Here is a 25,260-nt window from a genome sequence, read left to right as displayed (position 1 = left end):
GCCTAGGCCTCCGCCAGGCGTCCTGATCCACCCATCTGACAAGGAGAACCACCATGAAGATGCGAACCCTCGGCACCCACGGCCTGAATGTTTCCGCCCTCGGCCTGGGCTGCATGGGCCTGAGCTTCGGCCTCGGCCCCGCCGTCGACAAACAGGAAGGCATCGCCCTGATCCGGGCCGCCGCGGAGAAGGGGATCACCTTCTTCGACACGGCCGAGGTCTATGGCCCCTGGGTCAACGAGGAGCTGGTGGGTGAGGCCCTGGCCCCCTTCAAGGGGAAAGTGGCCATTGCCACGAAGTTCGGCTTCGCGATTGACCAGGTGACGGGTCAGAATCCCGGCGGCCTGAACAGCCGTCCCGAGCGCATCAAGGCCGTGGCCGAGGCGTCCCTGAAGCGCCTGCGGGTGGACGCCATCGACCTCTTCTACCAGCACCGCGTGGATCCTGAGGTGCCCATCGAGGAGGTGGCGGGCGCCGTGAAGGAGCTCATCGGGCAGGGCAAGGTCAAGCACTTCGGCCTGTCAGAAGCCGGCGTGAACACCATCCGCCGGGCCCACGCCGTTCAGCCCGTGGCCACCCTCCAGAGCGAATACTCGCTGTTCTGGCGCGAGCCGGAGGCGGAGATCATCCCCACGCTGGAAGAGCTGGGCATCGGCTTCGTCCCCTTCAGCCCCCTGGGCAAGGGATTTCTCACGGGGAAGATCGACGAGACCACCACCTTCGATCCCACGGACTTCCGCAATGTCGTGCCGCGCTTCACCCCCGAGGCCCGCAAGGCGAACCTCGCCCTGGTGGAGGTACTCAAGGCCCTCGCGGCGGCGAAGGGCGCAACCCCCGCCCAGCTCGCGCTGGCCTGGCTGCTGGCCCAGAAGCCCTGGATCGTCCCGATCCCGGGCACCACCAAGCTCCATCGGCTCGAAGAAAACCTTGGGGGCGCCGCCCTCGAACTCACCGCCCAGGATCTGAAGGCCATCGATGCCGCCGCCTCCAAGGTCGAATTGCAGGGCGCCCGGTATCCGGAGCACCTGCAGAAGCTGGTGGGCCGCTGACCGACATGAACCCAGGAAACGATGGAGACAGACCCATGAAAGTACTCCTCATCAACGCCCACCTTTCCTATCCCGGTTGGTCCGAGGGCAAGCTGAACCTCGCCTTCATGGGTCACGCCAAGGCGTTCTTCGTCGAACGCGGGCATCTGGTCACGGAGACCTTTGTTGAGCGCGGCTATGAGCCGGAAGAAGAAGTCCAAAAGCATGCGTCGGCCGATCTGGTCATCCTCCAGACGCCCGTCAACTGGTTCTCCGCGCCGTGGATCTACAAGAAATATGTGGATGAGGTCTTCAACCTGGGACTGACCACCAAGACCCTGCTCGAAGGTGATGGCCGCACCCGCCAGGACCCGACCCGGCAGTACGGCACGGGCGGCCACATGCAGGGAAAGAAGTTCATGGTCTCCGCCACCTGGAATGCGCCGAAAGAAACCTTTGATAACCCCAACAGCCTTCTATACGGCGGCAAGGGGACGGCGGACCTGTTCCTCCACATCACCTCGAACTACAAGTTCATCGGATTCGACATTCTCCCGGATTTCGGGGTGTTCGACATCTTCAAGACCCCCGACATCCCGCGTGCGCTGGAAGACTACAGCTCCCATCTGGAGAAGCACTGCCTGTGACCTGGCACGGAGCCGCACCCACGACGGCCATGACCCATGTCGCCATCCAGGAGCAGGGCCAGGGCAAAATGGTCGACTGGTTGGAGAAGGTCAGCCATGCGCAGTACCCACCGACCTAAGCCCGGGCCCCCAGGCGGTCGTGGTAAGGTCTCAGCCCTCCCGCTGGCCCCACGATCCAGGCGCCACCGCCGGGCGCTCATTCACAAGGGACCCTGCGGGAACGAAAATCCCACCACAACCGTTGTCGTTCTACGGACACTCTCCATGACCAGAATGCATGCCGCTCCCCGCACCACGGATCTGGAAGAAGGCCTGACCGATCTGGCCAAGCTCGCGCGCCTGTTGATGGCCCATGCCCCCTACGACGGAACCTTCGACCTCCGGCTTTCGGGCGTCCATGCATCCAAGGCCTCCCGCATCGAGAAGGAGATGCACCACGCCGTGATGCAGCCGGCCCTGTGCATGGTGGCCCAGGGCGCCAAGCGGGTCATCCTCGGGAAGGAGATCTACGAGTACGACGCCTCGCGCATGCTGGTCTATTCCGTGGATGTCCCCATCACCGCCCAGGTCACCCAGGCCAGCTTGGATGCGCCCTACCTTGGCCTTCGGCTGGACCTCGACCCTGCCCGCATCGCCGACCTGACGGCCAGGGTCTACCCCCTTGGCCTGCCGAAGCGGGACGACGGCCATGCCATCTGCGTGGATCAGGTGGATGAGCATGTGATCAACGCGGTCGTGCGGCTCATGGAGCTCGCGTCCCAGCCCGGGGAGTCCGACCTGCTCGCGCCCCTGGTCATGGACGAGATCCTGATCCGGCTGCTGCGAAGCTCCCTCGGCCGGCGGCTCGCGATGATCGGCCAGGAGGAGAGCAAGGTCCATCGGATCTCCAAGGCGGTGTCGTGGGTCCGTTCCAACTTCGACAAACCGCTGGATGTCGAGCGCCTCGCCACGCTGGTCCACATGAGCCCTTCCTCCTTCCACCAGCACTTCAAGGCTGTCACCGACATGAGCCCCCTGCAGTACCAGAAGGCGCTGCGCCTGCAGGAGGCCCGGCGCCTCATGCTGCTGACGAAGCTCGACGCCGGAAGCGCGGGCCGCCAAGTCGGCTACCAGAGTGTTTCCCAGTTCACCCGGGAGTACGGCCGCTACTTCGGGAATGCCCCCACCCGGGACATTGCGCTGCTTCTCCAAAAGGCCGGCGTGGACAAACCCTCCGCGGGAAATTAGCGCATCTCCACCCTTGGAACGGACCGTCGAGACCGCCAAGGGGAGCAGGCTCACCCGCCTGTGGGGAGGATCGCCAGGGCCTGCCCCGTGAAGGAGTTCACACAGGCGGCCACCTGTTCGGGCGATCCCTCGACCACCACGCGCCCTCCGGCGGCGCCGCCCTCGGGGCCCAGATCGATCAGCCAATCGCAGGCAGCGATGAAATCCAGGTCGTGTTCGACCGCCACGACGAGATGGCCTTCCCCCGCCAACCGGCGCAGCGCGGCCAGCAGGCGGTCCACATCCTCGAAGCCCAGCCCGCGCGTCGGCTCGTCCAGCAGGAGGGCGACCCTTCCCTTCCTGGGCGCGGCCAGCAGGCCCGCCAGCCGGAGGCGCTGGCGCTCACCCTCCGACAGAGTGCCCCCCTCCTGGCCCAGCCGCAGATAGCCCAGGCCCACCTCGTGCAGCGCCGCGAGAGACCTGCCCACTGGAGCGTCCTGGGCGAACGGCTCCATCAGCTCCGCCACGCTGGCCTCCATCGTCTCGGCGATGGAACGGCCCGCCACCCGGCATGCCAGCACCTCGGGCTGGAAGCGCCGACCCTGGCAGGCCTCGCAGCCCACGGTGATATCCGGCAGCAGATCCATGGCCACGGTGATCACGCCCCGGCCTTCACAGGCCTCGCAGCGGCCGCCCGGAGCGGCGGTGGAGAAATGCCTCGCCGAGAGCTTCAAGGCCTTGGCCTGGGGCGTTGCCGCATAGCGCCTGCGGAGGACCTCGCTCAGGCCCGAGAGGGTGAGGACCGTACTCCGGCCCGCCAGGCCCATGCCCTCCTGATTCGCGGTGATCACCTCCCCGATGTCCGTGGTCAGCGCGATGCTCTCGCAGCCTACGGGGCCCCGCCCCTGCAGGTGATGCCTCAGCGAGGGGGCGAGCACTTCCTGCACGAGGGTCGATTTCCCGCTTCCGGATACACCCGTCACCCCCACCAGCGCACCGGCCGGGAAGGCCACATCGATGCCCTGGAGGTTGTGGCGGCTGGCCCCCCGCACCCGGACAGCCGGATTCCAAGGTGCCCCGACCTGCCCGCCGGCGGCGGCGCGGGAGCGGCGGAGCTGGGCGCCGGTGCGGGATCCCGGGAGCCGCTTCAGATCCTCCGGCGTGCCCGCGGCGAGGAGGCGCCCTCCCTCCGGCCCGGCCCCGGGTCCCAATTCGAGGATCTGGTCGGCCGCGGCGATGAGGGCGCTCTCGTGCTCGACCACCACGACCGCGTTGCCGGCCTCCGCGAGCTTCCGCAGCACGCCGCCCAGACGCTGGATGTCCCGTGCGTGGAGCCCCCGAGAGGGCTCATCCAGGATGTAGGTGACCCCCACGAGACCCCCGTCCAGGGCGGCCGCCAAACGCACGCGCTGGGCCTCGCCGCCCGAGAGGCTCGCCATCTCCCGCGGCACGGACAGGTACCCCAGGCCAGCATCCGCGAGGGCCTGGAGCCGCCGGCGGAGGTCTTCCCGGAGGTCGTGCGTGAGCAAAGCCATCCGCGGGGAAAGCCCCTGGATGTCCAGCCCTCCCAGCCAGCCGAGAGCCTGGTCGATGGACGATCCCGCAGCCTCGGGGAACCGGAGTCCGCCGAAACAGACGCTCCGGGCGACCGCCTTCAGCCGCTCCCCCCCGCACTCTGGACAGGGACTGTCCACCAGGAGGACCTCCAGCTCTTCCCCCTTGGGATCGGCATGGATCCGCTCGTATTCCCGATCCACCAGGGTCGCGAAACCGACCCACGCCGTCTGGAGCCGGTGCACGCCCGCCACCTTCCCCCGCCGGTAGTGCCAGGCCACCTCGTGCACCACGCCGCCCGTGCCGAACATGGCCAGCCGGCGTTCCTCGGGGCCCAACTCCCGCCAGGGCCGCCCGAGGTCGAGTCCGGCCCCTTCCGCGGCGCGCCGGAGGGTGGCCACGAACTGTCCGTCCGCCTCTCCCAGGTAGGCGCCGAAACGGCAGCCGTCCATGGCGCCCGCGTCCAGAGGGCGATCCGGGTGGCTCACCAGCCGCTCGGGATCGCAGCGCTGGAGGAAACCCAATCCTCGGCATGACGGGCAGGCGCCGCGCTCGGAATGAGGCGAGAAATCCGAGGCCCAGAGCCCGGGGAGCCCCTGCCCGCAGCCGCAGCGGTCGCCCTGGGCCAGGGCCCCGCAGGTGGGACAGGGGCGCCCGCCGGCCCGAGCGAACAGGAGGCGGAGCAGCTCGTCCAGCTCGGTGACGGTGCCCACCGTGGAGCGGGGATTCCGGCGTCCCATCCGCTGGGGAACCGCCACGGCCGCCTGGAGCCCGCGGGCGGCATCCAGCTCGGCACCGCCCTTCCGCGGCAGGAGGCGCCGCGCCCAGGGGGAGACCAGGTCCGCAAAGCGGTTCTGGGCCTCGGCCAGGAGCGTATCGACGACCAGCGAGGACTTGCCGCATCCGGAAGGCCCGGTCACCACGGTCAGGCCCTGCGCAGGGATGACCAGGTCGAGATTCCGGAGGTTGTGGGTCCGCACCCCCAGCAGCTCGATGGGTGGATCGTCCTCGCGGATGGCGGTCGGGACCAGGGGCGGCAGGGCCTCCCGCAGCGCGGCGCCCGTGAGCGATTCCGGACACGCGGCGATGGCGGCCGGAGGGCCCGAGACCACCACACGCCCCCCCTCGGGGCCGCCCCCGGGTCCGAGGTCCAGCACGCGGTCCGCGCGACGCACCACCTCCCGGTCGTTGTCCACCACCAACAGCGTATGGCTCGCCGCGAGCAGGTGGTCCCAGGCGGCCAGGAGCACCGCGACATCGGCGGCGTGGAGCCCCGTGGTGGGTTCGTCCAGGGCGATGAGGGCCGGGCCCTTGTCGGCCTTGCCCAGTTCCGTGGCCAGCTTCACCCGCTGGGCCTCGCCGCCGGACAGCGTCGTGGCGGGCTGGCCCAGGGGCAGGTAGCCCAGCCCCACCTTCACAAGCGCATCGAGGACGCGATGGAGCCTCGGGTGGTCCGCGAAGAGGTCCGCGGCCTCGGCGATGCTCCCCTCCAGGAGGTCCGCCATGTTCCGGTCCCGGTACCGCACCGCCAGAACCTCGGGATGGAAGCGCCGCCCCCCGCAGAGGTCACAGACCAGGTCCACGCTGCCCAGGTACCGCATGCCGACTTCCTGAACGCCCGCGCCTTCGCAGGCCTCGCAGCGGCCCCCGGCCGTGTTGAAGGAGAAATGCCCCTTGCCCAGCCCCCGCGCCTTGGCCTCGGCCGTGGCCGCGAACAGGTCGCGGATGAGGTCGAAAGCCCCCGTGTAGGTCGCCGCATTGGAGCGGGGTGTGCGCCCGATCGGATCGGCGTCCACTTGGACGATGCGGCGGAAGGCGGCGCCGGGAACCTGGCCTGCCCGAATGCGCGCCACCACTTCCTCGAGCAGCGAGGTCTTGCCCGCCCCGGACACCCCGGAGATCACATGGAGGGCACCCGGCTCCAGCTCCAGGGAGAGGTTCTGGAGGTTGTTCCGGCTCAGGCCCTCCACGCGCAGAGTTCCCTGGTCGGCGCAGAGTCGGCCCGGGGGCACGGCCTCGGTTTCCGCCGGCCCGGTCGCCAGCCCTGTCGTCAGCCAGGTCTGCGTGGGCGTGGGAGGCCCCTCGGCCTTTCGCGCCAGGAACTCGGAAGGCGGGCCGCTCCACAGCAGCTGCCCACCCTCCCGCCCGGGTCCGGGCCCCAGGTCGATCAGCCAATCGGCGGCGCGGGCCACGAGGGCATCGTGCTCCACCACCACCACCGTCTGGCCCTGGTCCCGGAGGCGCTGCAACACCCCGATCAAACGGCCCACCTCGTGAGGATGGAGGCCGGCCGTGGGTTCGTCCAGGACCACCAGCAGGCCCCGCAGCTCCCCCAGCGCCAGGCTGATCAGGCGCAGCCGCTGGGCCTCGCCGCGGGAGAGGCTGGGGGCCGGGCGATCCAGGGTCAGATACCCCAGCCCCAGTTCCAGCAGGAGCTCGCAGCGGGCCAGCAGGTCGGCCCGGATGGGCCCGAGGACGGGTGCTTCCTCGGGTGAGCCCTCGAACCCCGCCAGATCGTCCCGGAGTTCGCGCACCGTCATGGCCGCGAGATCCACGATGCGCTTCCCACGCCAGGTCACCGCCAGCGCCTCGGGGCGCAACCGTGCGCCCTGGCAGACGGAGCAGCTGGAGCTCCGGACGAAGCGGAGGATCGAGTCGTTGCGCTTGCCGCGCAGGATCTCCTCCATGACCGGCACCAGCCCGCGGTAGAAGCCCTCCTGGCGCGGCCGGGCCGTGATGCCGGTCCACTTCAGGCGCGACTCCAGAGGATGCTTGCCGTAGGGGACCTTGAGCCGGTCGGAGCCGAAGAGCACCACCTGGCGCGCCTCCTCGCTCAGCTCCCTCCAGGGGATGTCCACGGATCCGCCGTGGGCCTGCAGCACGGTGTCCAGCACTGGGAGCGTCACCTGCGAGTACATGAGGTAGCCGTTCGGCGTGCTGACCCGCAGTGCCCCCTCCCTCAAGGACTTGGCGGAATCGGCCACCAGCAGGTCCAGGTCCAGGCGGTCTTCCACGCCGAGCCCCTTGCAGTGGGGACAGGCCCCCTCCTCGCCGTTGAAGGAGAACAGGCCCCGGGTCGGATGGATGTCCTCCGGTGCCGTGCCCAGCCGCGCGAAGAGCAGGCGCAGCAGATCCCACCCCTCCGTGAGGGTGCCCACGGTGGATCGTGGATTGGCGAGGCTGGCGCGCTGGCCCACGGCCACCGCGGGGCCCAGCCCGCCGATGCTCCGCACCGCCGGCCGCGCGAGCCCGCCCACGAACTGGCGGGCGTAGGATGGCAGGGTGCCCAGGAAGCGGCGCTGGCCCTCCCGGAATAGCGTGTCGAAGGCGAGCGAGGACTTGCCGGAGCCGGATACCCCCGTGATGACCGTGAGGCTCCGGCGCGGAATCCGCACATCGAAACCCGCGAGGTTATGCTCCTCCGCGCCTCGGACGACGATCTCCAGGTTTCCGCGTTCCATCAATGGGCACACCTTCTCTACCCATGGATTCTAGGGCCTGTTCCCTATTTCCGCTGAGCGGCCGGGCAGCCGCCCGACGAGCATTTCCCGCAGCTCCCGCCGGGCTTGCTCCCGCGAAGATCCTGAACGGCCCCGCGCAGGAAGTAGAGGGCCGCGAGACCTGCCGCTGAGACTGCGAGGAAGGACTGGACGGTCATGGCCACCTCAGGCGAATCCGAAGGCGCGGCCCACGGCCACGGTGACCCAGGCCAGCCCCCAGCCCAACACCAGCCCGTAGGCCACCGTGAAGCCGGCCCAGCCCCAACTGCCCGCCTCGCGGCGAATCATGGCAATGGTGCCCAGGCACGGGGTGTAGATCAGGGTGAAGACCATGAAGGCCAGGGCGGTGAGGGGGCTCAGGCCGGAGTTGTCGCGCAGGGCCACCTGCAGGGGGCTGAGGCGCTCGCCCTCCTTGGGCTCGTCGCTGGCCTGGTGGATGACGGCCATGGTGGAGACCACGATCTCCTTGGCCACGAAGCCCGCCGTGAGCGCGATGACATCCTTCCAGGCCTCGGCCCGCTTGTGGTCGGGGTCGAGGATGGGCCGCAGCAGGGGCTCCACCTTCTGGCCCAGCCGGGCGGCGAGGCTGGTGTTCACGATGCGGCTCTCATGGGCGAGCTGGAGGGCCCGGAGGCGCTCGTCGGACTCGGCCTGCGGCAGGCCCAGCACCGATACGGCCTGGCGCTGCTGCTGGTATTCCAGGGTCCATTCGCGGTTGGCGATGCCGGGATAGCGCGACATGAACCAGATCAGCGTGGCGCCCGCGAAGATGGTGGTGCCGGCGCGGGTGAGGAAGATCGAGCCCTTCTCCCACATGTGGATGAGCGTGGCCTTCAGCACCGGCAGCCGGTAGGGCGGCAGCTCCATCACGAAGGGGGAGCTGGGCCCGCTGAACAGGGCGCTGCGGAGCAGCCGGCCCATGAGCACCGCCAGGCCCAGGCCCAGGAAGTGCATGGCGATGATGGCGAGGGCCGCCTTGAAGGGCGTGAAGAAGGTCCCGGCGATGACGATGTAGACCTGCAGGCGCGCGGAACAGCTCACCAGGGGCGTCACGAGGATCGTGATGAGGCGGTCCTGCCGGCTTTCGATGGTGCGGGCCGCCTGGATGGCCGGCACATTGCAGCCGCTGCCCATGATGAGGGGGATGAAGCTCTTCCCGTGGAGGCCCATGACATGCATGAGGCGGTCCATGATGAAGGCTGCCCGGGCCATGTAGCCCGTGTCCTCCAGGAAGGCGATGCAGCCCATGAGGATCATGATCACGGGCACGAAGACGATCACGGCGCTCACGCCGGGGATCACGCCATCGACCAGCAGGCTGGTCAGCTCGCCCGCGGGCAGGCGGGCCTCCGCGAAGCCGGACAGCGCCTTGAAGCCCTCCGCGATCCAGTCCTGGGGAATCTTCCCCAGGATGAATGACACGGAGTACACCAGGGCCAGGATGCCCAGGAAGATGGGGATGCCCAGCAGGCGGTGGGTGAGGATGGCATCCAGCCGGGAGGTGGGCGTCCGGCCCTCGTCCGGCGCCGTGGCCACTTCCTTCACCAGGCCGTGGGCGAAGCCGTAGCGCCGCTCGGCCACCAGCGTGGCGCCGTCGGCGCCCAAGTGCGGCTCCAGGAAGGCGAAGCTCTTCGCCAGCTGCTGGCTGATCGCCTCGCTGGCATGGCTCTCCGACACCCGGCGCTTGGCATCGGCATTGTTCTCCAGCAGCTGGAGGGCCAGCCAGCGGGGGGGCATGGCCGCCTCGAGCAGCTCGTCGCGGCAGATCTCGGTCTCGAGCTTCCGCAGCTCGCCCTCGATGTCGTGCCCGTAGTCCACCGTGACGCGCCGGCAGCGGGTGGATTCCCCCCGGGCCAGGGCGGCCAGCAGGGCCTTCAGCTCGGGGATGCCCTGCTCGCGGTTGCCCACCGTCGGGATCACGGGGCCGCCCAGAAGCGTCTCCAGGGCGGGCACATCGATGCGCACGCCGCGGTTCTCGGCATCGTCCACCATGTTCAGGACGAAGGCCACGGGCTTGCCGAGTTCCAGCAGCTGGGTGCTGAGGTAGAGGTTCCGCTCCAGATTCGAGGCGTCGAGCACATTCAGGACCAGGTCCACTTCGGGGGAGGCCAGGAACTGGGCCGCCACGCGCTCGTCCTCGCTGCGGGCAGCCAGGGAGTAGGTGCCGGGCAGGTCCACCACCTCCAGGGTCGAGCCGTCCTGTTCGAAGGTTCCGCTGCGCCGCTCCACGGTGACGCCGGGCCAGTTGCCCACATGATGCCGGGCCCCGGTGAGGGCGTTGAACAGGGTGGTCTTCCCGCAGTTGGGATTGCCCGCGAGGGCGATGGTCAGGGCCATCAGGCCACCCGCTGGACGAGGATGCAGGCGCTCTCGTCCCGCCGCAGCGACAGGTGGTAGCCCTTGATCACGAGTTCCATGGGATCGCCCAGCGGCGCCAGCTTCTCGACCCGGAGGCGCGCCCCCCGGATGAAGCCCATCTCCAGCAGGCGCTGACGGATCTGGCCCTGGGCCTGCACCTGGATGACCTCCCCCTCGTCCCCCGGTTGGAGGTCGCTCAGGGGGATTGATAGATTTTGAGTCATAATCTCAACTCCACGATCCAGTGTAGCTCAGCCTCAGGGTGCTACAAGGTCGAAGTCAAAGGATGTGATCTCCGTCTAAACTAGACCGGACATGACCTCCTCCAGCCCACTGACCCTGCCCAACGCACTGACCTTGCTGCGGATCCTGGCGATCCCCTTTTTCGCCATCGCGGTCTGGTACGGCCACCACTGGCAGGCCTTCGCGCTCTTCGCCGCCGCGGGGTTCACCGACCTGCTGGACGGCCTCATCGCCCGGGCCTTCAACCAGCGCTCGGACCTGGGAGCCGTGCTGGATCCGGCCGCGGACAAGCTGCTGATGACCACGGCCTTTATCCTCCTGGCCTGGCGCACCCAGGGCATGGCCGCGCCTGTCCCCGTGTGGGTGGCCATCCTCGCCATCACGCGGGATCTGGTGATCTCGTTCTACGCGTTCGCCTCGGTCGATCGACTCAGCGACAGCAAGTTCCATCCGAGCCTGCTCGGGAAGCTCAGCACCGCCATGCAGCTGATCGCCGTTTCGCTCGGCCTGCTCTTCAACGCCCTGGGCTACCGCCCCTGGATGGATCCCTTCCTCCCCGAGATGTACTGGCTGGTGGCCGCCCTGGTGCTGGCCTCGGGCATCCACTACTTCATGCGGGCCACTCGGACGCCCGTGGCCTGATAGACTGTCCCTTCCGCGTCGGGAGACGCCGAAGGAGCCGCCATGAGAAAGCCCGCCCCGAAGGGGCCCCGCACCGCGCCCACCACCCGCAAGCCAACCGCCGCCCGCCCGGCCGCCGGCGTGACCCGGACCTCGGCTCCTGCCCGTCCGACCTCAGGTCCGGCCCGGTCCTCGTCTGCCGTCCGCCCATCCTCAAGCGCGGGCGCCCGCCCCACCGCCCGCCCCACCTCCGGTGCTCCCGCCCGGCGCCCCGCCATCGACAAGACCCGGCCCGCGGCCAAGCAGGCCCCGCGCAAGGCCGCGCCGTCCCGCCCCAGCGGTGGCGCCTCGCCTCGTCCTGCCCGGGCCGGCCAGGAGCGCCTGCAGAAGATCCTGGCCGCCGCGGGCATCGCCAGCCGCCGGGCCTGCGAACAGATCATCCTCGACGGCCGCGTGCAGGTGAACGGGAAGACCGTCACCGAACTGGGCGCCTGCGCGGACTCCCGCCGGGACGAGATCACCGTGGACCTGGTCGAGATCCAGCGCGAGGCGCCGGTCTACATCCTCATGAACAAGCCGAAGGGCTATGTGACCACCGTGAGGGACGACCAGGGTCGCCCCACCGTGATGGCGCTCCTCAAGGGCGTACCGGGCCGGCTCTACCCGGTGGGCCGCCTGGACTTCAACTCCGAGGGGCTCCTGCTCATGACCAACGACGGGGCCCTGGCCCAGGTGCTCATGGGACCCGAACACGAGATTCCCAAGGTCTACCTCGTCAAAGTGCACCGCAATCCCCGGCCTGAGCTCCTCAAGGAATTCCAGGAGGGCTTCCTGCTCAGCGGACGCCGCCTCAAGCCCTGCCACATCGAAATCGCGGAGAAGGGCGACAACCCCTGGCTGAAGGTGACCCTCACCGAAGGGAAGAATCAGCAGATCCGCCGCATGTTCGCCGCCGTGGGCCACCCCGTCAGCAAGCTGCGCCGGGTGCAGTTCGGCCCCCTGGCCGATCCCCTGCTGAAGCCCGGCGCCTGGCGCTACCTGAACCCCCAGGAGATCGCCGCGATCAAGAGCCTTTAGAGGTCGTTACGACCTCTAAACCTCAGGCCAGGTGGAGGCTCCGGACCGCCAGGAGGATCTCCCGCAGGAAGAACACGAGCGCCGCCACGAAGGCGGCCATGGCCAGGATGAAGAGCGACGCCACCGCCCCGGCGACGCCGGCCTTCATCACCGCCCCCAGGAACACTGTGGCGATGCTGACGCAGACCAGCAGCGCCGCGGTGGTGCCGAAGGTGATGGCCAGGTTGATCAGGTTCCGCCGCCGCGCCAGGGTGTGCATCTCATCCTGGATGGCCGCGATCCGGACCTCCGAGGCTGTCTCGAGCAGGTCCTTCAACGCGCGGGCCCGATCCACGATGCGGGCCAGCCGCGTGGACAGCACGCCCAGGATCGTCCCGATGGAAGTCAGCAGGAAGACCGGCGCCACCGAGAGCTGGATGACATGCGAGATGTCGTAGATGGTCTGGTCGGAGACGGGTGCGGGCATGGCTACATAGCTATCAGCTGAGCGCCGAATCCGCTAGAGTGCCTCTTCCTCGAAATCCAGCATGTGGCCGCTCTTGCGGGCCTTGGTCTTGAGATACCGCAGGTTGTGGGGATTGGAAGCCAGCTGGTGGCGCTCCCGCTCGACCTCGATGCCCGCCGATTCCAGCGCGCCGATCTTGCGCGGGTTGTTGGTCAGCAGCTTGACCTTGGTGATGCCGAAGAACTTCAGCATCTCCACGGCGCAGTCGTAGGTGCGGAGGTCATCGGGGAAGCCCAGGGAGTGGTTGGCCTCCACGGTGTCGAGCCCCTGCTCCTGCAGCGCATAGGCCTTGAGCTTGTTCAGGAGGCCGATGCCACGGCCCTCCTGGCGCAGGTAGAGCACCATGCCGCCATGCTCGGCCACATGGCGAAGGCCTTCCTCGAGCTGCTGCCGGCAATCGCACTTGAGGCTGCCCAGCACATCCCCCGTCCAGCATTCGGAATGGATGCGCACCGGGATGCGCCTCCGGGCGTCGATCTCCCCCGCCACGATCGCCAAGTGCTCTTTGCCCGTGGCGTGCTCCAGGAAGCCGTAGACCGTGAACTTCCCGAAGATGGACGGGACATTGGCCTTGGCGATGAAGGGGACCTTCTCCGCCTGCAGCTTGCAGAAGAGTTCGAGCTTCGGGGCGCTGCTGGGTTCTTTGGGGGTCATGGGATTCCAGGAAGGGGTGCGTCCACGCGATTGGATGCCGCCCAGGGGAATAAGAAGTCTGAAGCCAGGGTCTATTCGGAGCAACCCGGTAATGTCTTATTTATAATCTAGACAATGTCCTTCGCCATTTGAGCCTGAACGGCCGTTTCCACCTGCGCGATGAAGGCCGGCAGGGACTCCGCGACCTTCGCGCCCGAAGCCAGGCGGTGGCCGCCGCCGCCGAACAAACGGCAGACCGCATTCACATCCACCCGCTCGCGGGAGCGCAGGCTGACCTTGGCGCGGCCATCCGCGGTCTCGGAAAAGAGGGCCGCGACTTCCACTCCGAACAGCTTGCGGGGTTCCTCCACCAGCTCGTCCAGATCCTCGTGCGTGGCGCCACAGGCGGCCAGATCCGTCGCGGTCACGGCGACATAGGCGAAGCGGCCGGCATCCCGTAGCTGGAGTCCGCCCATGGCCCGGCCGAAGAGCTTGAGCTTGGCGGGCGTGGCGGTCTGATAGAGCGCGTTGTAGGTCCGGGCGGGGTGGACGCCCTGGGCGATGAGGTCAGCCGCGGCATGGTGGATCTTCGGCGTGGTGTTGGAGTGCCGGAAGTTGCCGGTGTCGCTCACCATGCCGGCGTAGAGGGCCTGGGCCATCACGGGCGGGAGGTCGCCGCCGAGGCGGGGCCGCACCAGGTCGTAGACCAGCTCCGTGCTGGCGCTGGCCGTGGAATCCGTGAACTCGTCGTCGAAGCCCTGCGGGGCGTCCTTGAGGTGATGGTCTAGGCAGGCGCGCTCGGCCCCGGTGCCCTGGAACGCCGCGAAGAGCGGCCCCATCCGGTGGGGTTCCGAGGCGTCGATGAGCAGCCAGGCATCGGGCCAGGCGGCCAGGTCGCCATGGGCGCCGCCGGGCTCGAAGGCCTCGATCCAGCCCTCGGGATCCAGGAAGCGCAGGTTCTCGGGAAGAACCGGCGTCACCACGATGCGGACCGCCTTGCCCTGCCCTTTCAGGTGGGCGGCCAGGGCGATCGCCGCGCCCACGCCGTCCCCGTCCGGGTTCTCGTGCGTGGTGAGAAGGACCTTGGTGTGGCGGTCGAGAAAATCGGCGAAGCGATCCAGCATGAATCCTGACCTCGGAAGTCAGGATATCAGAGCTGCTCTCGTTTGCTCTCCAGACTGCCCGGCTTGAAGGCCTTCAACTCGTGCACCACTTCCGCCAACAGGGCCCGCTTGAGGGCGTAGGGCAGGAAGGCGCTCTTGAAGCCCATGATGATGAGCTCCTTGATCTCCTCGAGGTTGAAGTTCAGCTCCTCGTGGATGACCTGGAATTCGTGGCTCACCGTGGTGGCCGTGACCATGCGGTTGTCCGTGTTCACGGTGACACGCAAGCCCAGGTCGTAGAACAGCCGGATCGGGTGGTCGGCCATCTTCTTCACGGCCTTGGTCTGCACATTGCTCGACGGGCAGCACTCCAGCGGAATGCGGTGGTCGTTCACATAGTTCAGCAGGTCGCCATCCTCGATGAGCCGCACGCCGTGGCCGATGCGGTGCGCCCCGCAGAGGTGGATGGCCTGGTGGATGCTCTCGGGACCGTAGGCCTCACCCGCATGCAAGGTGCAGTTGATGTTGTTCTGCAGGACGCGGCCGAAGGCGTCCTTGTGGCGCTTGGCGGGAAAGTTCTCCTCGGCGCCCGCCAGGTCGAAGCCCACCACGCCCTTGTTCTTGAAGGCCACGGTGAGGTCCGCCAGGCGCAGCGAGATGTCGGGCGAGATGTGGCGCATGCCGCAGAGGATGACGCCGGTCTTGATGTTGTACTTCCGCTCCGCCTGGGCCAGCCCCTCGAGCACCGCCTGGACGATGGCGTGGAGCGTGAGCCCCTTCTGCTGATGGAGGATGGGGCTGTACCGCACCTCCATGTAGCGGACATTCTCCTTGGCCGCATCCTCGGCCAGCTCGAAGGCGGTGCGGACCAGGCTCTCGTAGGTCTGCATCACGGACAGCGTCACATCGAAGGCCCTGAGGTACTCCACGAGGGACTTGCAGTCCTCGCCGACCTCCACGAAGGGGCGCAGGCCCTCCATGCTGTCTGCCGGCAGCTTCACTTTCTGCTGTTCGGCCAATTCGAGGATGGTGGGGATGCGGAGGCTGCCGTCGAGATGAACATGCAGATCCGTCTTGGGAAGGCGCTGAAGATCCTGGAGCGTGAGTTTCGGCATGGCCTAGCCTAGCGCCTCGCGGGGCCGCGGGCTACGACCATGAGACCGAAGGCATGAGGCCGAGGGACAAGCCGAAGCCCGGCTCTGCCGGGCTTCTAGGCGCATACCCCCGGAGAACATTCAAACATTCAACTGGCTCAACCGGTGCGCGAGGGTGGGGGCGTCGGTCTCCAGCGCCTGGCAGTCCTTGCAGAGGCCGAAAATCTGGTGGCTGTGGTGCATGGGCTTGAACCCGTATTCCTGGCAGATGGTGTCCTGGAGTGCCTCGAGCTTGGGCCGGAAGAACTCGATGATGGCGTCGCAGTTCAGGCAGATCAGGTGGTCGTGATGCTCGTCGCTCCGCACTGCCTCGTAGTGGGCGTGCTGGTCGCCGAAGCTGCTCTTCCGCACCAGCCCGCACTGCACCAGCAGGTCGAGGGTGCGGTAGACGGTGGCGCGGCTGATGGCCTTGCCCTTCTGCTTCAAGGCCATGTGGAGCTGGTCCGCGTCGAAATGGTGGGCCTGGCCGAAGACCTCCTCCACCAGCTCCAGCCGCTCGCCCGTCAACTTCAACTGGCGCGAGCGCAGGAAGGTCTCGAAACGCTGCTGTTCTTCGGGGCGGTCGGTCTTCTGCTTTCGCATGGGATCCTCGGTGGGGAAGTCTATCCGGTCCACCCGGCTAATCGCATTTTACTGCTGAAAAAAGAAAGGGTATGATGAATTCATCGTATACATAATGGAGCCGCCATGGCCGTCGTCATTATCCAGTCCCCCAACCTCTCGCCGGAACAGGAAACCCGCATCGGCGAGCGGATCATTACCACCCTTCAGCAGGAAGGCCTCGCACCCGGCTCCGTGGTGGTGATGTTCCGGCCCGAGCGAGGCGACATCTATCTGGATGGCCTGCTGGTCCAGGCTGAGGTTCCCGCCCGGGTCCAGGCTCCTGCGCCGATCGCGGCCAAGCCCGCCGCCCCGGTGGCGGCCGCCGAGCCCACCGGCTTCAAGACCAAGGCCCGCCGTTCCAAACCCGAGCTGGAGGATCTGAAACAGGGCCTGATGCAGAAGCTCCAGGACCAGGGTTCCCTCAGCAGCTTCGAGGCCCAGGTGGCCCTGGACCTCAAGGATTGCGACTGGGCGCCGGCCACGCTTCGCCGCCTGTTCACGGAACTGGAGGAAGCCAAGCTCATCACCAAGAGCGGCCAGAAGCGGGGCACACGCTATGTATGGAAGGGCATGGTGAATACGCCCCAGGTGCCTCCCACGGTGAAGCTGGTGAAGGCGGAGTCCGACGAGGAGTAATCCTCTCCGAGGGTGCCCCGCGCAGAAGCCCGGCTGAGCCGGGCTTCTGCTTGTTTCCTCCGAAGGGTCCGGGCGCCCTGCCACACTCGTTCCATGGACTGGTTCGCCTGGGATTTCGATCACCCCGCCTATTTCCAGATCTACGCGGACAAGGCGGCCGATGCCGCCCTGGAAGGCCCTGCGCTCGCGGCCCTGCTGGATCTCCCGGCCGGGAGCCGCGTGCTGGACCTGCCCTGCGGCTGGGGCCGCCTCCATCCCCACCTGAAGGCCCGGGGCCTGGAGGTGGTCGGAGGCGACCTGAGCACCCTCAACCTGCGCCGCCACGCCGAGGAACACCCCGCGCCCTTGGCCCGCCTGGACCTCCGGAACCTCCCCTTCCGCGGCGGCTGCGCCGATGGCGTCTTCTGCGCGTTCACAAGCTGGGGCTACTTCGCCACGGAGGAGGAGAACCTCCGCCAGCTGTCGGAAGCCGCCCGGGTCCTGCGCCCCGGCGGTGCCCTGCTCCTGGATCTGGTGGGCCGGGACTTCCTGCGCTCCTCCGTGGCGGAAGTGGAAGGCTACTGGCTGGACTTTCCCCACGAGGGCTACCAGGAGCGCGCCACCTGGAGCCCCGACCACCGGCGCATCCTCACCGAGCGACGCTGCCAGGGCCAGGCCTTCCGCCACGACATTTGGATTCCCACGGATGCCGAGGTCCAGGCATGTCTCGCGCAGGCCGGCTTCCGCGCCATCGAGGCCTATGGCGGCCTGGATGGACGCCCCTGGGACGCCGCGGCCGAGCGGTGGATCTACCGGGCCGTCAGGCCTTGACGCCCTTCATGGCCAGCAGGTAGGCGGCAAAGCCGAGGCCGGACAGACTCAAGGCCCAGGCCAGCCCCAAACCCTGTACCAGGGCTCCTCCCACCAGAGGGCCCACCATCATGCCCACGGAGTAGGCCAGGTTCAGGATGGAGAAGGCCGAGGCGAAGCTCTGGCTCCCCAGCCGCTCCACCTGGTCCGCCACGGCGGGACTGCAGGGGCTCATGATGAAGCTTGCCGTGCTGCCCAGTCCCATCATGGCCACCACCACCATCCAGGACCGGGGCAGCAGGGCAGGAAGGGGCAGCAGGATCGCCACCAGGATCAGCCCCACGCGCAACACCCGGGCCCGGCCGATGCGGTCGGACAAACGGCCCATCAAGGGTGAGGTGAGGGTATGCGCCACGGCCGCCCCCGCGAAACAGAGGCCGATCTGCGTCGGGGACTGGCCCAGCCTGCGATCGAAATCCAGCGGCAGGGTGGATTCCAGGAGGGCCCACAGGCAGGAGCCCAGCGCCATGGCACCGGCGAAGACCCGGATGGTTCGGTTGGACAGCAACTGTCGAAAAGGGAGTCTCGGGCCTCTTGCCGGTTCCGTCACCGGCAGCAGGAAGGCCCGGCCCGCCGCGTCCAGGCCCACCAGGACCGCGCCCAGCAGGAAAGGCGTGGAGGGACCGCCATGCTGATCGAGGAAACCCGAGAGCGGAGGCCCGATCAGCACCCCGAGATTCGCGGCGGCGAAGGCCGTGCCCATGGCCTTGCCCCGGGACTCGGCCGGGAAGTGATCCGCCAGCAGGGCCATGCCCGGCAGCCAGGTCGCCGCGCCGGCGACGCCCTGGAGGAAGCGCGCCAGCACCAGCAGCCAGTACTGCTTCGACACCGCGAATACCAGCGTCGTGACCATCAGTCCCGCCAGGCCCCAGAGCATGGGGCGGCGGCGGCCGTAGCGGTCCGTGAGCAGAGCCACGGGAAAAGTCGCCAGCAGCAGCGCCACGGCGTAGCTGCCGAAGAGAATCCCCACCTCCATCTGGTTGAGCTGCAGCTCCCGGGCATACCGCGGCAGAAGGGGCACCAGCAGGTAGTAGAGGAGCATGTCCACATGGAAGGCGAGGGCCGTCACGAGGAGCGCGGCAGTGGGGGGTGCGGGGCGACGCATCCCCCCACTATCGCATCGCGCCGATCAGTCCCGGGCCATCTCCACCTTGGGATAGCCCACGCGGAAGCCACAGGCTTCGTACGAACGCTGGCTGGCCGTTCCCGGCGCCGTGGAGGCGCAGGCAAGGTCGCAGCCGCGCCCTTGCGCAAAGGCCAGGCGGGCCCGGATGAGCGCCTTCTGCAGGCCCCGGCCCCGGAAGGAGGGGATCACGGCGTCGCCCGACAGAAGGGCCACGCCGTCGACGATCCCGAGCATGCCGCCCCCCGCGGGCTCTCCATCCACGATGGCCAGGAACCCCCAGGCATCCGGGACCGCGAGAGAGACCTCGAAGGGAGGGACCAGACCGCGCCAATCGTCCTGATCCATGAACCCCGCCGCCACGATCCGGTTGTAGGAGCCGGCCTCCCCGAGCTCTGCCCGGCGGACCTCCGATGGTGGCGGAGCCTCCTCCACCCCGGCCAGGGAGCGGATCCACAGCTGCTGGAACTGTTGCAGGCGATAGCCCCGCCGGGCGAGCAGGGGCCATAGATCGGGATCGGCGCCGGGGCTCAGCTCCAGCACCGTCGGCGTGCCGAGAAAGGATTCGATGGCGTCGAGGTCTGCCTCGGTGATCGGATCGATCAGACCCAACGCCTGATTCAGCGGATGGCCCGGGCCGCGGACATGGGCGAAGCCGCCGCCCACCGGGAGGCTGCGGCCACCGGCGGCCTGGTTGAAACGCTCGTTCTGACGGGCCTGGGCACTCTCGAGACGGCGGGCCAGGCTGGGTAGGTCATGGAACATGGGCATCTCCGGGAAACAGATTCATCCGGCCGCGGCGATGGCGGCCCTGCGGGGTGCCACGCCCTTGCGTCAGCCGGGGCGCACGACTCCAGCGCCCGTTCCAGGCGTGCGGGGATGGCGATGGGAGGAACGAATCAGAGGCCTATCCAGAGAGGAAACCAGCCTACTCCAATCAAAGAGGCGTGAAACAGCCCCCGCACTTCGCCCAGTCCCCCTTGTCAGCACCACGCCTAACCCCGAAAGCAGGACAAAGCGAGGCACGGCTTCGCCGGGCTGAGCGCGGGGGTCCGGGGGTGTGCGCGCAGCGCGCCCTTAGATCCCCGCAACGCATGCGTTGCGGGGGGGACCCCCGGAGGATATTGAGCACGGCCCCCTTGCGGAGGCCGTGGTGGATCGGTAAGCCGGGTTCTGTCGTGGAGCGTCATTCCTCTGGGATGAATGTCACCACCCACCTCGTGCGACCTACCCGCCGGCTCGGTCGGGTCAACCCTCGCCGCTTGCGCGGTGCGCCGGCCTATTTGGTCTTGCTCCCTGGGGGGTTTACCATGCCCGTCCTGTTGCCAGTCCGGCGGTGGGCTCTTACCCCACCGTTTCACCCTTACCTGTGATCCGAGGATCCATCGGCGGTCTGTTCTCTGTTGCACTGTCCGTCGGGTCACCCCGCCCTGGCGTTACCAGGCCCAGCACCCTGCGGAGCCCGGACTTTCCTCTGCCCTTGCGGACAGCGACGCCCTGACCCACGCCTTCACGGTATCACCTCAGCCGGAAGTTCAAGGTGAGCTTGAAGCGGGCGGCCACGGACCGGCCATCGATCCGGGCCGGCTCGAAGCGCCACTGCCGCGCCGCCTGCAGGGCGGCCTCGTGGAGGGCCTGGGGGCCTTCCAGTACCTGCACCTGGATCGGCAAGCCCTGGTCGTCCACCGTCATCGAGAGGACCACCGAGCCCTGGATGCGCGCGCGGCGGGCGAAGTCCGGGTACACCGGCTCCACGCGACGAAGCTCCGTCAACCCGACCATGGTGAAGTCGCGAATCCCGGGGCTGGCCATTCCCATCGGCTGGGCCGATCCGTTAGGCTGGGCCGGGGAATCGGCGCGCCCGGGCCCCCCTGCCGGAAGATCCCCGCGATGATTCTCCGTGGGCAGGCTTGCCGCGGGGACCTCAGGATCCACGCGGGGCGCCGCCACAGCCGGGGCCGTGGGCAGGGCGAGGCCTCCACCCGAGCCCCCGGATGCGGGGAGCCGGTGCTCGACGAACCGCGGCATTCGCGGCCCCTCGAACTCGATGATCCGCTCGGGTTTCGTGGGGCGGTTCACTTGCAGGATGGCGGCGGGCGCGAGAGACGCCAGCGCCAGGGCCGCGCCTCCGATCAGGAGGTAGACCAGCCCGGACAGGGTCGCCGCAAGCCGATACTCGGAAGGGGGTGCCGAGGCCGCGATGGCGCAGGGCTGAAGGGTGGGCGGCAGGTCCGCGTAGGCAGGCCCCTGGCCGCGCGGGAACGCGAAAGGGAACATGACATCTCCTGTGGGTGGCGTTCCGTGGCCTCCCGCAGATCCAACGGCCACCGCTGGGGGTGGACATCGGTTGGCGGCAATCCCGGGCCCTGGATCACACACCGTCTGGAGGGGGTCCAAAGATCGCTTGAATCAGGTATCGGCAGCGCAGCGCGGCTGTCAACCCCACCGGAAACATTCAGCAGATCCGCCCGTCACAGGCGCGTCATGCGGATGGCAGCGGAAGGGCCCACCCCTTCCGCTGCAGGTCCTCCAGGAGCTGCCAGGCCGCGCGATAGGGATCGCTCGATTCCGCGGCCAGCACCTCATCGCGAAGCCGCGATTGGAAGGGGACCAGCTCGGGATGGAAGGCCCCGGCCAGCTCCAGGTCGGCCTGGAAGAGCCTCAGGAGCAGGGCCTCGGGATGGGCGTGGGCGAGCCCCATGGCACAGAGCACGGCACCCTCCGCTCCTTCCACGGCGCCCGCCTGGATCAGGCGGTCTCTGAGGGGATGCAGGAGGGTCGGATCGGCGTCGACGCCCAGGCAGCGGATCCCGGGCCAGCCCTCGAGACGGTCCGTCACCTCGCCCTCGGAGAGCCAGGGACAAGGGGGACGGTTCCCTTCGTAAGGCAGCCAAGGCATGAAGCTCTCGTGCCGGTGATCGTCGCGCACCCAGTGGTGGATCAGGCGCATGAGGCCCTGCCGCAGCTCCGGGTGCACTTCGGGGCCGATCCAAATCAGCTGCTGGTGGAACGGGGCCCGGGGTTCGATCTCCCGGAAGCCCTGAGTCCAGGCCTCCGCTTCGACCGGCATCTCGAGCCGGAGCCCGCCCAGGAATACGGGAAATCCCGGATAGGGCGTGGCCAGAAGGATGTCGGCACCCTCGGGGGAGATCCGCAGATCGAGCCCCGGAAGGCAGGCCACCAGAGGGCTTTCCTTGAGGGTTTCCAGCAGGGAGAGCCGATGGTCTTCGGTCCTCAGCGGCTCGATCAGCCTCAGGCTCCACACCCGCGCATCCGCATCGCAGGACCACGCTTCCACGGCCGAAGGTTCCGGCCGGTCCAGCGCATCCAGCCCCATCAGCCGCAGGCGCACCTCACCGGATTCGTCCCGGCGCCCCATGGGCAGCTGAGAGCCGGATCCGACCAGGAGACGCGGGTGACGCTGGGTCCGGGCCCAGACGAGCCGGTTCCCGGGCGATTCCGGTTGATCCGTCGAGCCGAGAAGGCCAGGCAACCCGCCCGAGGCGATCTGGAGGTAGGCCTCGCTGCGCCGGATCTCCTGGTGGCCGATGAGGATGTGCCAGGTCTCGTCGATGTTCTGCTGGCTGACGCGGGCGAATTCGTCGCCCACCTCGGCCAGGTGGTGGGCGATCCGGGCCAGGCGTTCCCGCTCCGGGAACACCTTCGCCTCCACGCCCCACTGTCGCTCCAGGGCCGCTTCGATCGCCGCCGAGCGCTCACGCACCTCGTGGAGGGAAAGCTCGGCCCGATCCGCCGTCTGGCGCACCTGGTCCACCAGCCCGAGGTGGGTCTCCAGGGCCCGCTCCATGTCCTGGCCCTGCTGATCCAGATGTCCGGCCACCCGCAGCAGTTCCTGGATGCCGGAACGCAGGTGCTGGGTCACCTCCTGGAGGTCCCAGAGGCCGGTGTTCTCCCGTTCCAGTTCCAGCTGATGCTGGTCCAGGGCGCGCTCCAGGTTCGAGGCCCCGCCCGAAGTCTGCTCCGCCAGGCTGCGCAGGCGTCCGCCGATGGCCTGCATTCCGGCCCCGCCGCCACCCTGCTGGGCCAGGATCGCCGCATTCACGGCCAGGAGCCCGGTCTGCTGGGCCGCCTGGTCGATGATCCGGAGGGATCCCTGCGCCCCTCCGAACGACCGGATCCGCTGCTGGGACTCGTCCCGGAAGGCATCGATCCGCCGCGCCAGGGCCTCGGCCTGATCGCGCACCCCATCCGCCGACTTCCGGAACTGTTGAAGCTGGTCGGTCCGGGCCTTGGTCTCTTCCAGAAGCCGCGGCGTGTGGGCCACCAGCCCCTTCACCGCCAGGCTCAGCCGGGCGCCCTGGCGGATGCTGGCGTCCGCCAGCCGGCCGAGGGCATCCTCCTCCCGGCGCAGGCGGGGAAACGAATCCTGGAGTTCCTCCAGCAGGTTCTCGAACTGATCCAGTCCCCCCTGCGCCTGTTCCAGCGAGGTCCGGAAGGCCTGCCCCTGGAGGCGATGCTGGTCCAGGCGGAGCCGGTAGTTCAGCTCGATCTGATCGAACCGGAGAGGCCCCTCAATGCTGCGCTTGAGGTCCCGCCCGAAGGTCTCCAGCCGCTCCCGCGCGGAATCCCGCGCTTCCGCCTCATCCGCAAGCTGCCGGTGGGCCTGCCCCAGCAGGTCGTCCAGGTCCCGCCACTCCCGCCCGACCGCCTGCTGGAGCTGCTCCAGGTCCCTCCGGGTCCGGAGGCAGTCCTCGATCAGGGCGTTCAAGGCGGTGGCGGCCAGCCTCGCCTCCTCGTGGAGCCCCGGGGGAGGGGCGTGGGGCGTCCGGTCCCCCTGGAGGATCAGGTGGGCCCAGTCGGCGATGAACCCATCCGGGACCAGATCCCGGTACCAGAAGAACCAGCGGCGCCCCAGGAGGATCAACCCCACGGCCACCATCATCAGGGCGGCCCCCTCGGCGGGCCGCAGCGAGGCCGAGGCCCGGAACAGCAGGTAGGCCACGAGGCCCAGGATCGGAAGCATGGCCGCATCCGCCGTCCAGCGACGGGCCACGATGCGTTTCCAGAAGGAGCCGTTCTGACCCATGCCCGTCCTCAAAGCCATGGAAGCCCCATCGGCACGGGCCGTTCCAGGGCCAAGTTTGGTCCGGTCACGGGCGCGCAGGCCCCTCAGAGCGCCTGCCAGAGCACATCGTAGCTGCGGAGCCCCCCGCCGAGCTCCTGGAGGAGCCGGGCCCGGAGCAGGGCCGTCACGGCGGTCTGGGCCTCGTCGGCGGCCTCCACCCGGGGAGCCGTCTCGGCGCCCCCGGCCCGCAGGCGCCGAAGGTGCTCGCGGCTTCCAGGCGGCAGGGCCTCGGTTCGATCCACCGGCGTGCAGGCCGTGCAGCACCAGCCCTGGTCCGGGCTGAGCAGGGCGAGCGGAGCCGCCTCGTTCCCGCAGCGCCCGCAGATCCGCGGGTGGGGAAGCAGGCCCATGCAGTGAAGCAGCCAGTGCTCCGCATAGGCCAGGATGCCCAGGGCGTTGTCCGGGTCGGCCTTGAGCGCCCGTCCGCAAGCGCTCAGCAGGCGGTAGAGCCGGTCGTCCTCCACGCCTTCCCGGGCCACGCGGTCGAAGAGATCGGCCAGGCAGGCCATCACCAGGCTGGACTCCAGGTGGCCCAGGGTCAGGGGACTGAAGGCCAGCTCGCAGCGGGTGACCCGCTTCAGCTCAGTCTGCTCCTTCCCGAAGAAGCTCACCCGCACCATGCCCAGGGGCTCGAAGGCCGCCACCCACTTGGCCGTGGGCTTCTTCACGCCCTTGGCCAGACCCTTGAGCCGCTCCCCGTGCTCGGACAGAAAGGACACCACCGCCCCGCCCTCAGAAAAGGGCACCGCTTTGAGGACGATCGCAGCGCAGGTACGGATCACCTTTCCAGTCTGCCCGGATTCAACCTCGCCGCTCCGCCGGTGTCTCTCATGACGAGGCTGCCGATGACCGCCTCGAAGGAGAAGCCCATGACCCCCCTGACCCGATCCCTTGCGGTCCTCGCCCTCAGCGCGCTCCCCCTCCTGGCCCAGCCTGGTCTCGAGATGCCCGGCCCCGGTTCCGGCCCGCGGGGCGGGCGCATGGCCCGTGTCCTGGACCTGACCGAGGCCCAGAAGACCAGCATCCAGGCCATCCACGAAAAGCACCGCCCTGACATGACCGCCCGCCGCGAAGCCGTGCGCCTGGCCCAGACGGCCCTCCAGGCGGCCTTCCGCGACGCCGCCACCCCCGAGGCCCAGCTGCGGACCCTGCACGACAAGGCCTCGGCGGCGCGCTTCGAGATGATGCTGGCGGGCCGCTCGATCCGCCAGGAAGTCGATGCCGTCCTCACCCCGGAGCAGCGGGCCAAGGCCGCCGACCTGCGCGGCACCGCCCAGGCCCACCGGCGCGAGCGCATGCACCACCTGCGCAGGGCCGCCGGCATGGCCGGCTGA

21 protein-coding genes, 1 other RNA gene and 1 pseudogene are annotated in these 25,260 nt (G+C 68.7%); 9 read left to right on the top strand and 14 right to left on the bottom strand.

The features are described from left to right. Positions 1-53: 53 nt before the first annotated feature. The 4 genes and pseudogenes from QUD34_RS04530 (at position 54) to QUD34_RS04520 (ending at position 2,902) form a co-directional block, all read left to right on the top strand. Positions 54-1,049 (top strand): aldo/keto reductase, encoded by a 996-nt coding sequence (locus QUD34_RS04530; RefSeq protein ID WP_286355411.1) that lies wholly within the window; start codon positions 54-56, stop codon positions 1,047-1,049. 35 nt (positions 1,050-1,084) lie between these two features. Next, complete coding sequence (locus QUD34_RS04525; RefSeq protein ID WP_286355410.1) at positions 1,085-1,675, top strand: NAD(P)H-dependent oxidoreductase; 591 nt, start codon at positions 1,085-1,087, stop codon at positions 1,673-1,675. A 2-nt stretch (positions 1,676-1,677) separates the two neighbouring features. Beyond that, positions 1,678-1,794: pseudogene (locus tag QUD34_RS15140) on the top strand ((R)-mandelonitrile lyase); the annotation flags it as partial. Positions 1,795-1,939: 145 nt separating this feature from the next. After that, positions 1,940-2,902, top strand: a complete 963-nt coding sequence (locus QUD34_RS04520; RefSeq protein WP_286355409.1) for an AraC family transcriptional regulator — start codon at positions 1,940-1,942, stop codon at positions 2,900-2,902. Between the two features lie 50 nt (positions 2,903-2,952). Here QUD34_RS04520 and QUD34_RS04515 read toward each other — a convergent pair whose 3' ends face one another. The 3 genes from QUD34_RS04515 to QUD34_RS04505 form a co-directional block, all read right to left on the bottom strand. Next, positions 2,953-7,896: an ATP-binding cassette domain-containing protein gene (locus QUD34_RS04515; protein WP_286355408.1), complete on the bottom strand. Its 4,944-nt coding sequence runs from the start codon at positions 7,894-7,896 to the stop codon at positions 2,953-2,955. 204 nt (positions 7,897-8,100) lie between these two features. Beyond that, positions 8,101-10,272: a ferrous iron transport protein B gene (gene feoB / locus QUD34_RS04510; protein WP_286355407.1), complete on the bottom strand. Its 2,172-nt coding sequence runs from the start codon at positions 10,270-10,272 to the stop codon at positions 8,101-8,103. Next, positions 10,272-10,517: a FeoA family protein gene (locus QUD34_RS04505; RefSeq protein ID WP_286355406.1), complete on the bottom strand. Its 246-nt coding sequence runs from the start codon at positions 10,515-10,517 to the stop codon at positions 10,272-10,274. Before QUD34_RS04505 ends, feoB begins: the two co-directional genes overlap by 1 nt. 91 nt (positions 10,518-10,608) lie before the next feature. On the opposite strand from QUD34_RS04505, the gene pgsA reads away from it, so the two are divergent. Then, positions 10,609-11,178 carry a CDP-diacylglycerol--glycerol-3-phosphate 3-phosphatidyltransferase gene (gene pgsA, locus QUD34_RS04500; protein WP_286355405.1) on the top strand — a complete coding sequence of 190 codons (570 nt, stop codon included), beginning with the start codon at positions 10,609-10,611 and terminating at the stop codon, positions 11,176-11,178. A gap of 42 nt (positions 11,179-11,220) precedes the next feature. Next, positions 11,221-12,234, top strand: a complete 1,014-nt coding sequence (locus QUD34_RS04495; protein ID WP_286355404.1) for a pseudouridine synthase — start codon at positions 11,221-11,223, stop codon at positions 12,232-12,234. A gap of 22 nt (positions 12,235-12,256) precedes the next feature. Here QUD34_RS04495 and QUD34_RS04490 read toward each other — a convergent pair whose 3' ends face one another. From QUD34_RS04490 to QUD34_RS04470, 5 genes are all read right to left on the bottom strand, one after another. Next, positions 12,257-12,700 (bottom strand): DUF2721 domain-containing protein, encoded by a 444-nt coding sequence (locus QUD34_RS04490; RefSeq protein ID WP_286355403.1) that lies wholly within the window; start codon positions 12,698-12,700, stop codon positions 12,257-12,259. A gap of 33 nt (positions 12,701-12,733) precedes the next feature. Further along, a complete protein-coding gene (gene ribA / locus QUD34_RS04485) occupies positions 12,734-13,393 on the bottom strand; it encodes a GTP cyclohydrolase II (RefSeq protein ID WP_286355402.1) in 660 nt (219 codons plus the stop codon). Between the two features lie 107 nt (positions 13,394-13,500). Beyond that, the gene (locus QUD34_RS04480; RefSeq protein ID WP_286355401.1) at positions 13,501-14,496 is read right to left on the bottom strand and encodes a DHH family phosphoesterase; all 996 of its coding nucleotides are present in this window, start codon (positions 14,494-14,496) and stop codon (positions 13,501-13,503) included. Between the two features lie 26 nt (positions 14,497-14,522). Then, complete coding sequence (gene add, locus QUD34_RS04475; protein ID WP_286355400.1) at positions 14,523-15,590, bottom strand: adenosine deaminase; 1,068 nt, start codon at positions 15,588-15,590, stop codon at positions 14,523-14,525. A 120-nt stretch (positions 15,591-15,710) separates the two neighbouring features. Then, on the bottom strand, positions 15,711-16,211 hold the full coding sequence (locus QUD34_RS04470; RefSeq protein ID WP_286355399.1) for a Fur family transcriptional regulator: 501 nt from the start codon (positions 16,209-16,211) through the stop codon (positions 15,711-15,713). Positions 16,212-16,316: 105 nt separating this feature from the next. Between QUD34_RS04470 and QUD34_RS04465 the strand changes: the two genes are divergently transcribed. Together QUD34_RS04465 and QUD34_RS04460 are read left to right on the top strand one after the other, a co-directional pair. Then, positions 16,317-16,868, top strand: coding sequence for a hypothetical protein (locus QUD34_RS04465; RefSeq protein ID WP_286355398.1), 552 nt, complete (start codon positions 16,317-16,319; stop codon positions 16,866-16,868). A gap of 93 nt (positions 16,869-16,961) precedes the next feature. Continuing rightward, positions 16,962-17,678, top strand: a complete 717-nt coding sequence (locus tag QUD34_RS04460) for a class I SAM-dependent methyltransferase (RefSeq protein ID WP_286355397.1) — start codon at positions 16,962-16,964, stop codon at positions 17,676-17,678. Here the strand turns inward: QUD34_RS04460 and QUD34_RS04455 are convergent. The 6 genes from QUD34_RS04455 to recO all read right to left on the bottom strand — a co-directional run bounded on the left by QUD34_RS04455 (position 17,668) and on the right by recO (position 24,708). Beyond that, on the bottom strand, positions 17,668-18,822 hold the full coding sequence (locus QUD34_RS04455; protein WP_286355396.1) for an MFS transporter: 1,155 nt from the start codon (positions 18,820-18,822) through the stop codon (positions 17,668-17,670). The two genes, QUD34_RS04460 and QUD34_RS04455, sit on opposite strands and share 11 nt — an antisense overlap. A gap of 24 nt (positions 18,823-18,846) precedes the next feature. Further along, the gene (locus tag QUD34_RS04450; protein ID WP_286355395.1) at positions 18,847-19,605 is read right to left on the bottom strand and encodes a GNAT family N-acetyltransferase; all 759 of its coding nucleotides are present in this window, start codon (positions 19,603-19,605) and stop codon (positions 18,847-18,849) included. Between the two features lie 381 nt (positions 19,606-19,986). Then, positions 19,987-20,349: RNase P RNA component class A (rnpB, locus tag QUD34_RS04445), an RNA gene on the bottom strand. A gap of 9 nt (positions 20,350-20,358) precedes the next feature. Further along, the gene (locus tag QUD34_RS04440; RefSeq protein ID WP_286355394.1) at positions 20,359-21,117 is read right to left on the bottom strand and encodes an energy transducer TonB; all 759 of its coding nucleotides are present in this window, start codon (positions 21,115-21,117) and stop codon (positions 20,359-20,361) included. A 205-nt stretch (positions 21,118-21,322) separates the two neighbouring features. Continuing rightward, positions 21,323-23,905, bottom strand: a complete 2,583-nt coding sequence (locus QUD34_RS04435) for a coiled-coil domain-containing protein (protein ID WP_286355393.1) — start codon at positions 23,903-23,905, stop codon at positions 21,323-21,325. 65 nt (positions 23,906-23,970) lie between these two features. Then, on the bottom strand, positions 23,971-24,708 hold the full coding sequence (gene recO, locus QUD34_RS04430) for a DNA repair protein RecO (RefSeq protein WP_286355392.1): 738 nt from the start codon (positions 24,706-24,708) through the stop codon (positions 23,971-23,973). A gap of 87 nt (positions 24,709-24,795) precedes the next feature. On the opposite strand from recO, the gene QUD34_RS04425 reads away from it, so the two are divergent. After that, the gene (locus tag QUD34_RS04425; RefSeq protein ID WP_286355391.1) at positions 24,796-25,260 is read left to right on the top strand and encodes a Spy/CpxP family protein refolding chaperone; all 465 of its coding nucleotides are present in this window, start codon (positions 24,796-24,798) and stop codon (positions 25,258-25,260) included.

Source organism: Geothrix oryzae (genome assembly GCF_030295385.1).
Lineage (GTDB): Bacteria > Acidobacteriota > Holophagae > Holophagales > Holophagaceae > Geothrix > Geothrix oryzae.
The sequence above is the reverse complement of the archived record's forward strand: the minus strand, read 5'-3'. Positions and strand labels throughout refer to the sequence as shown.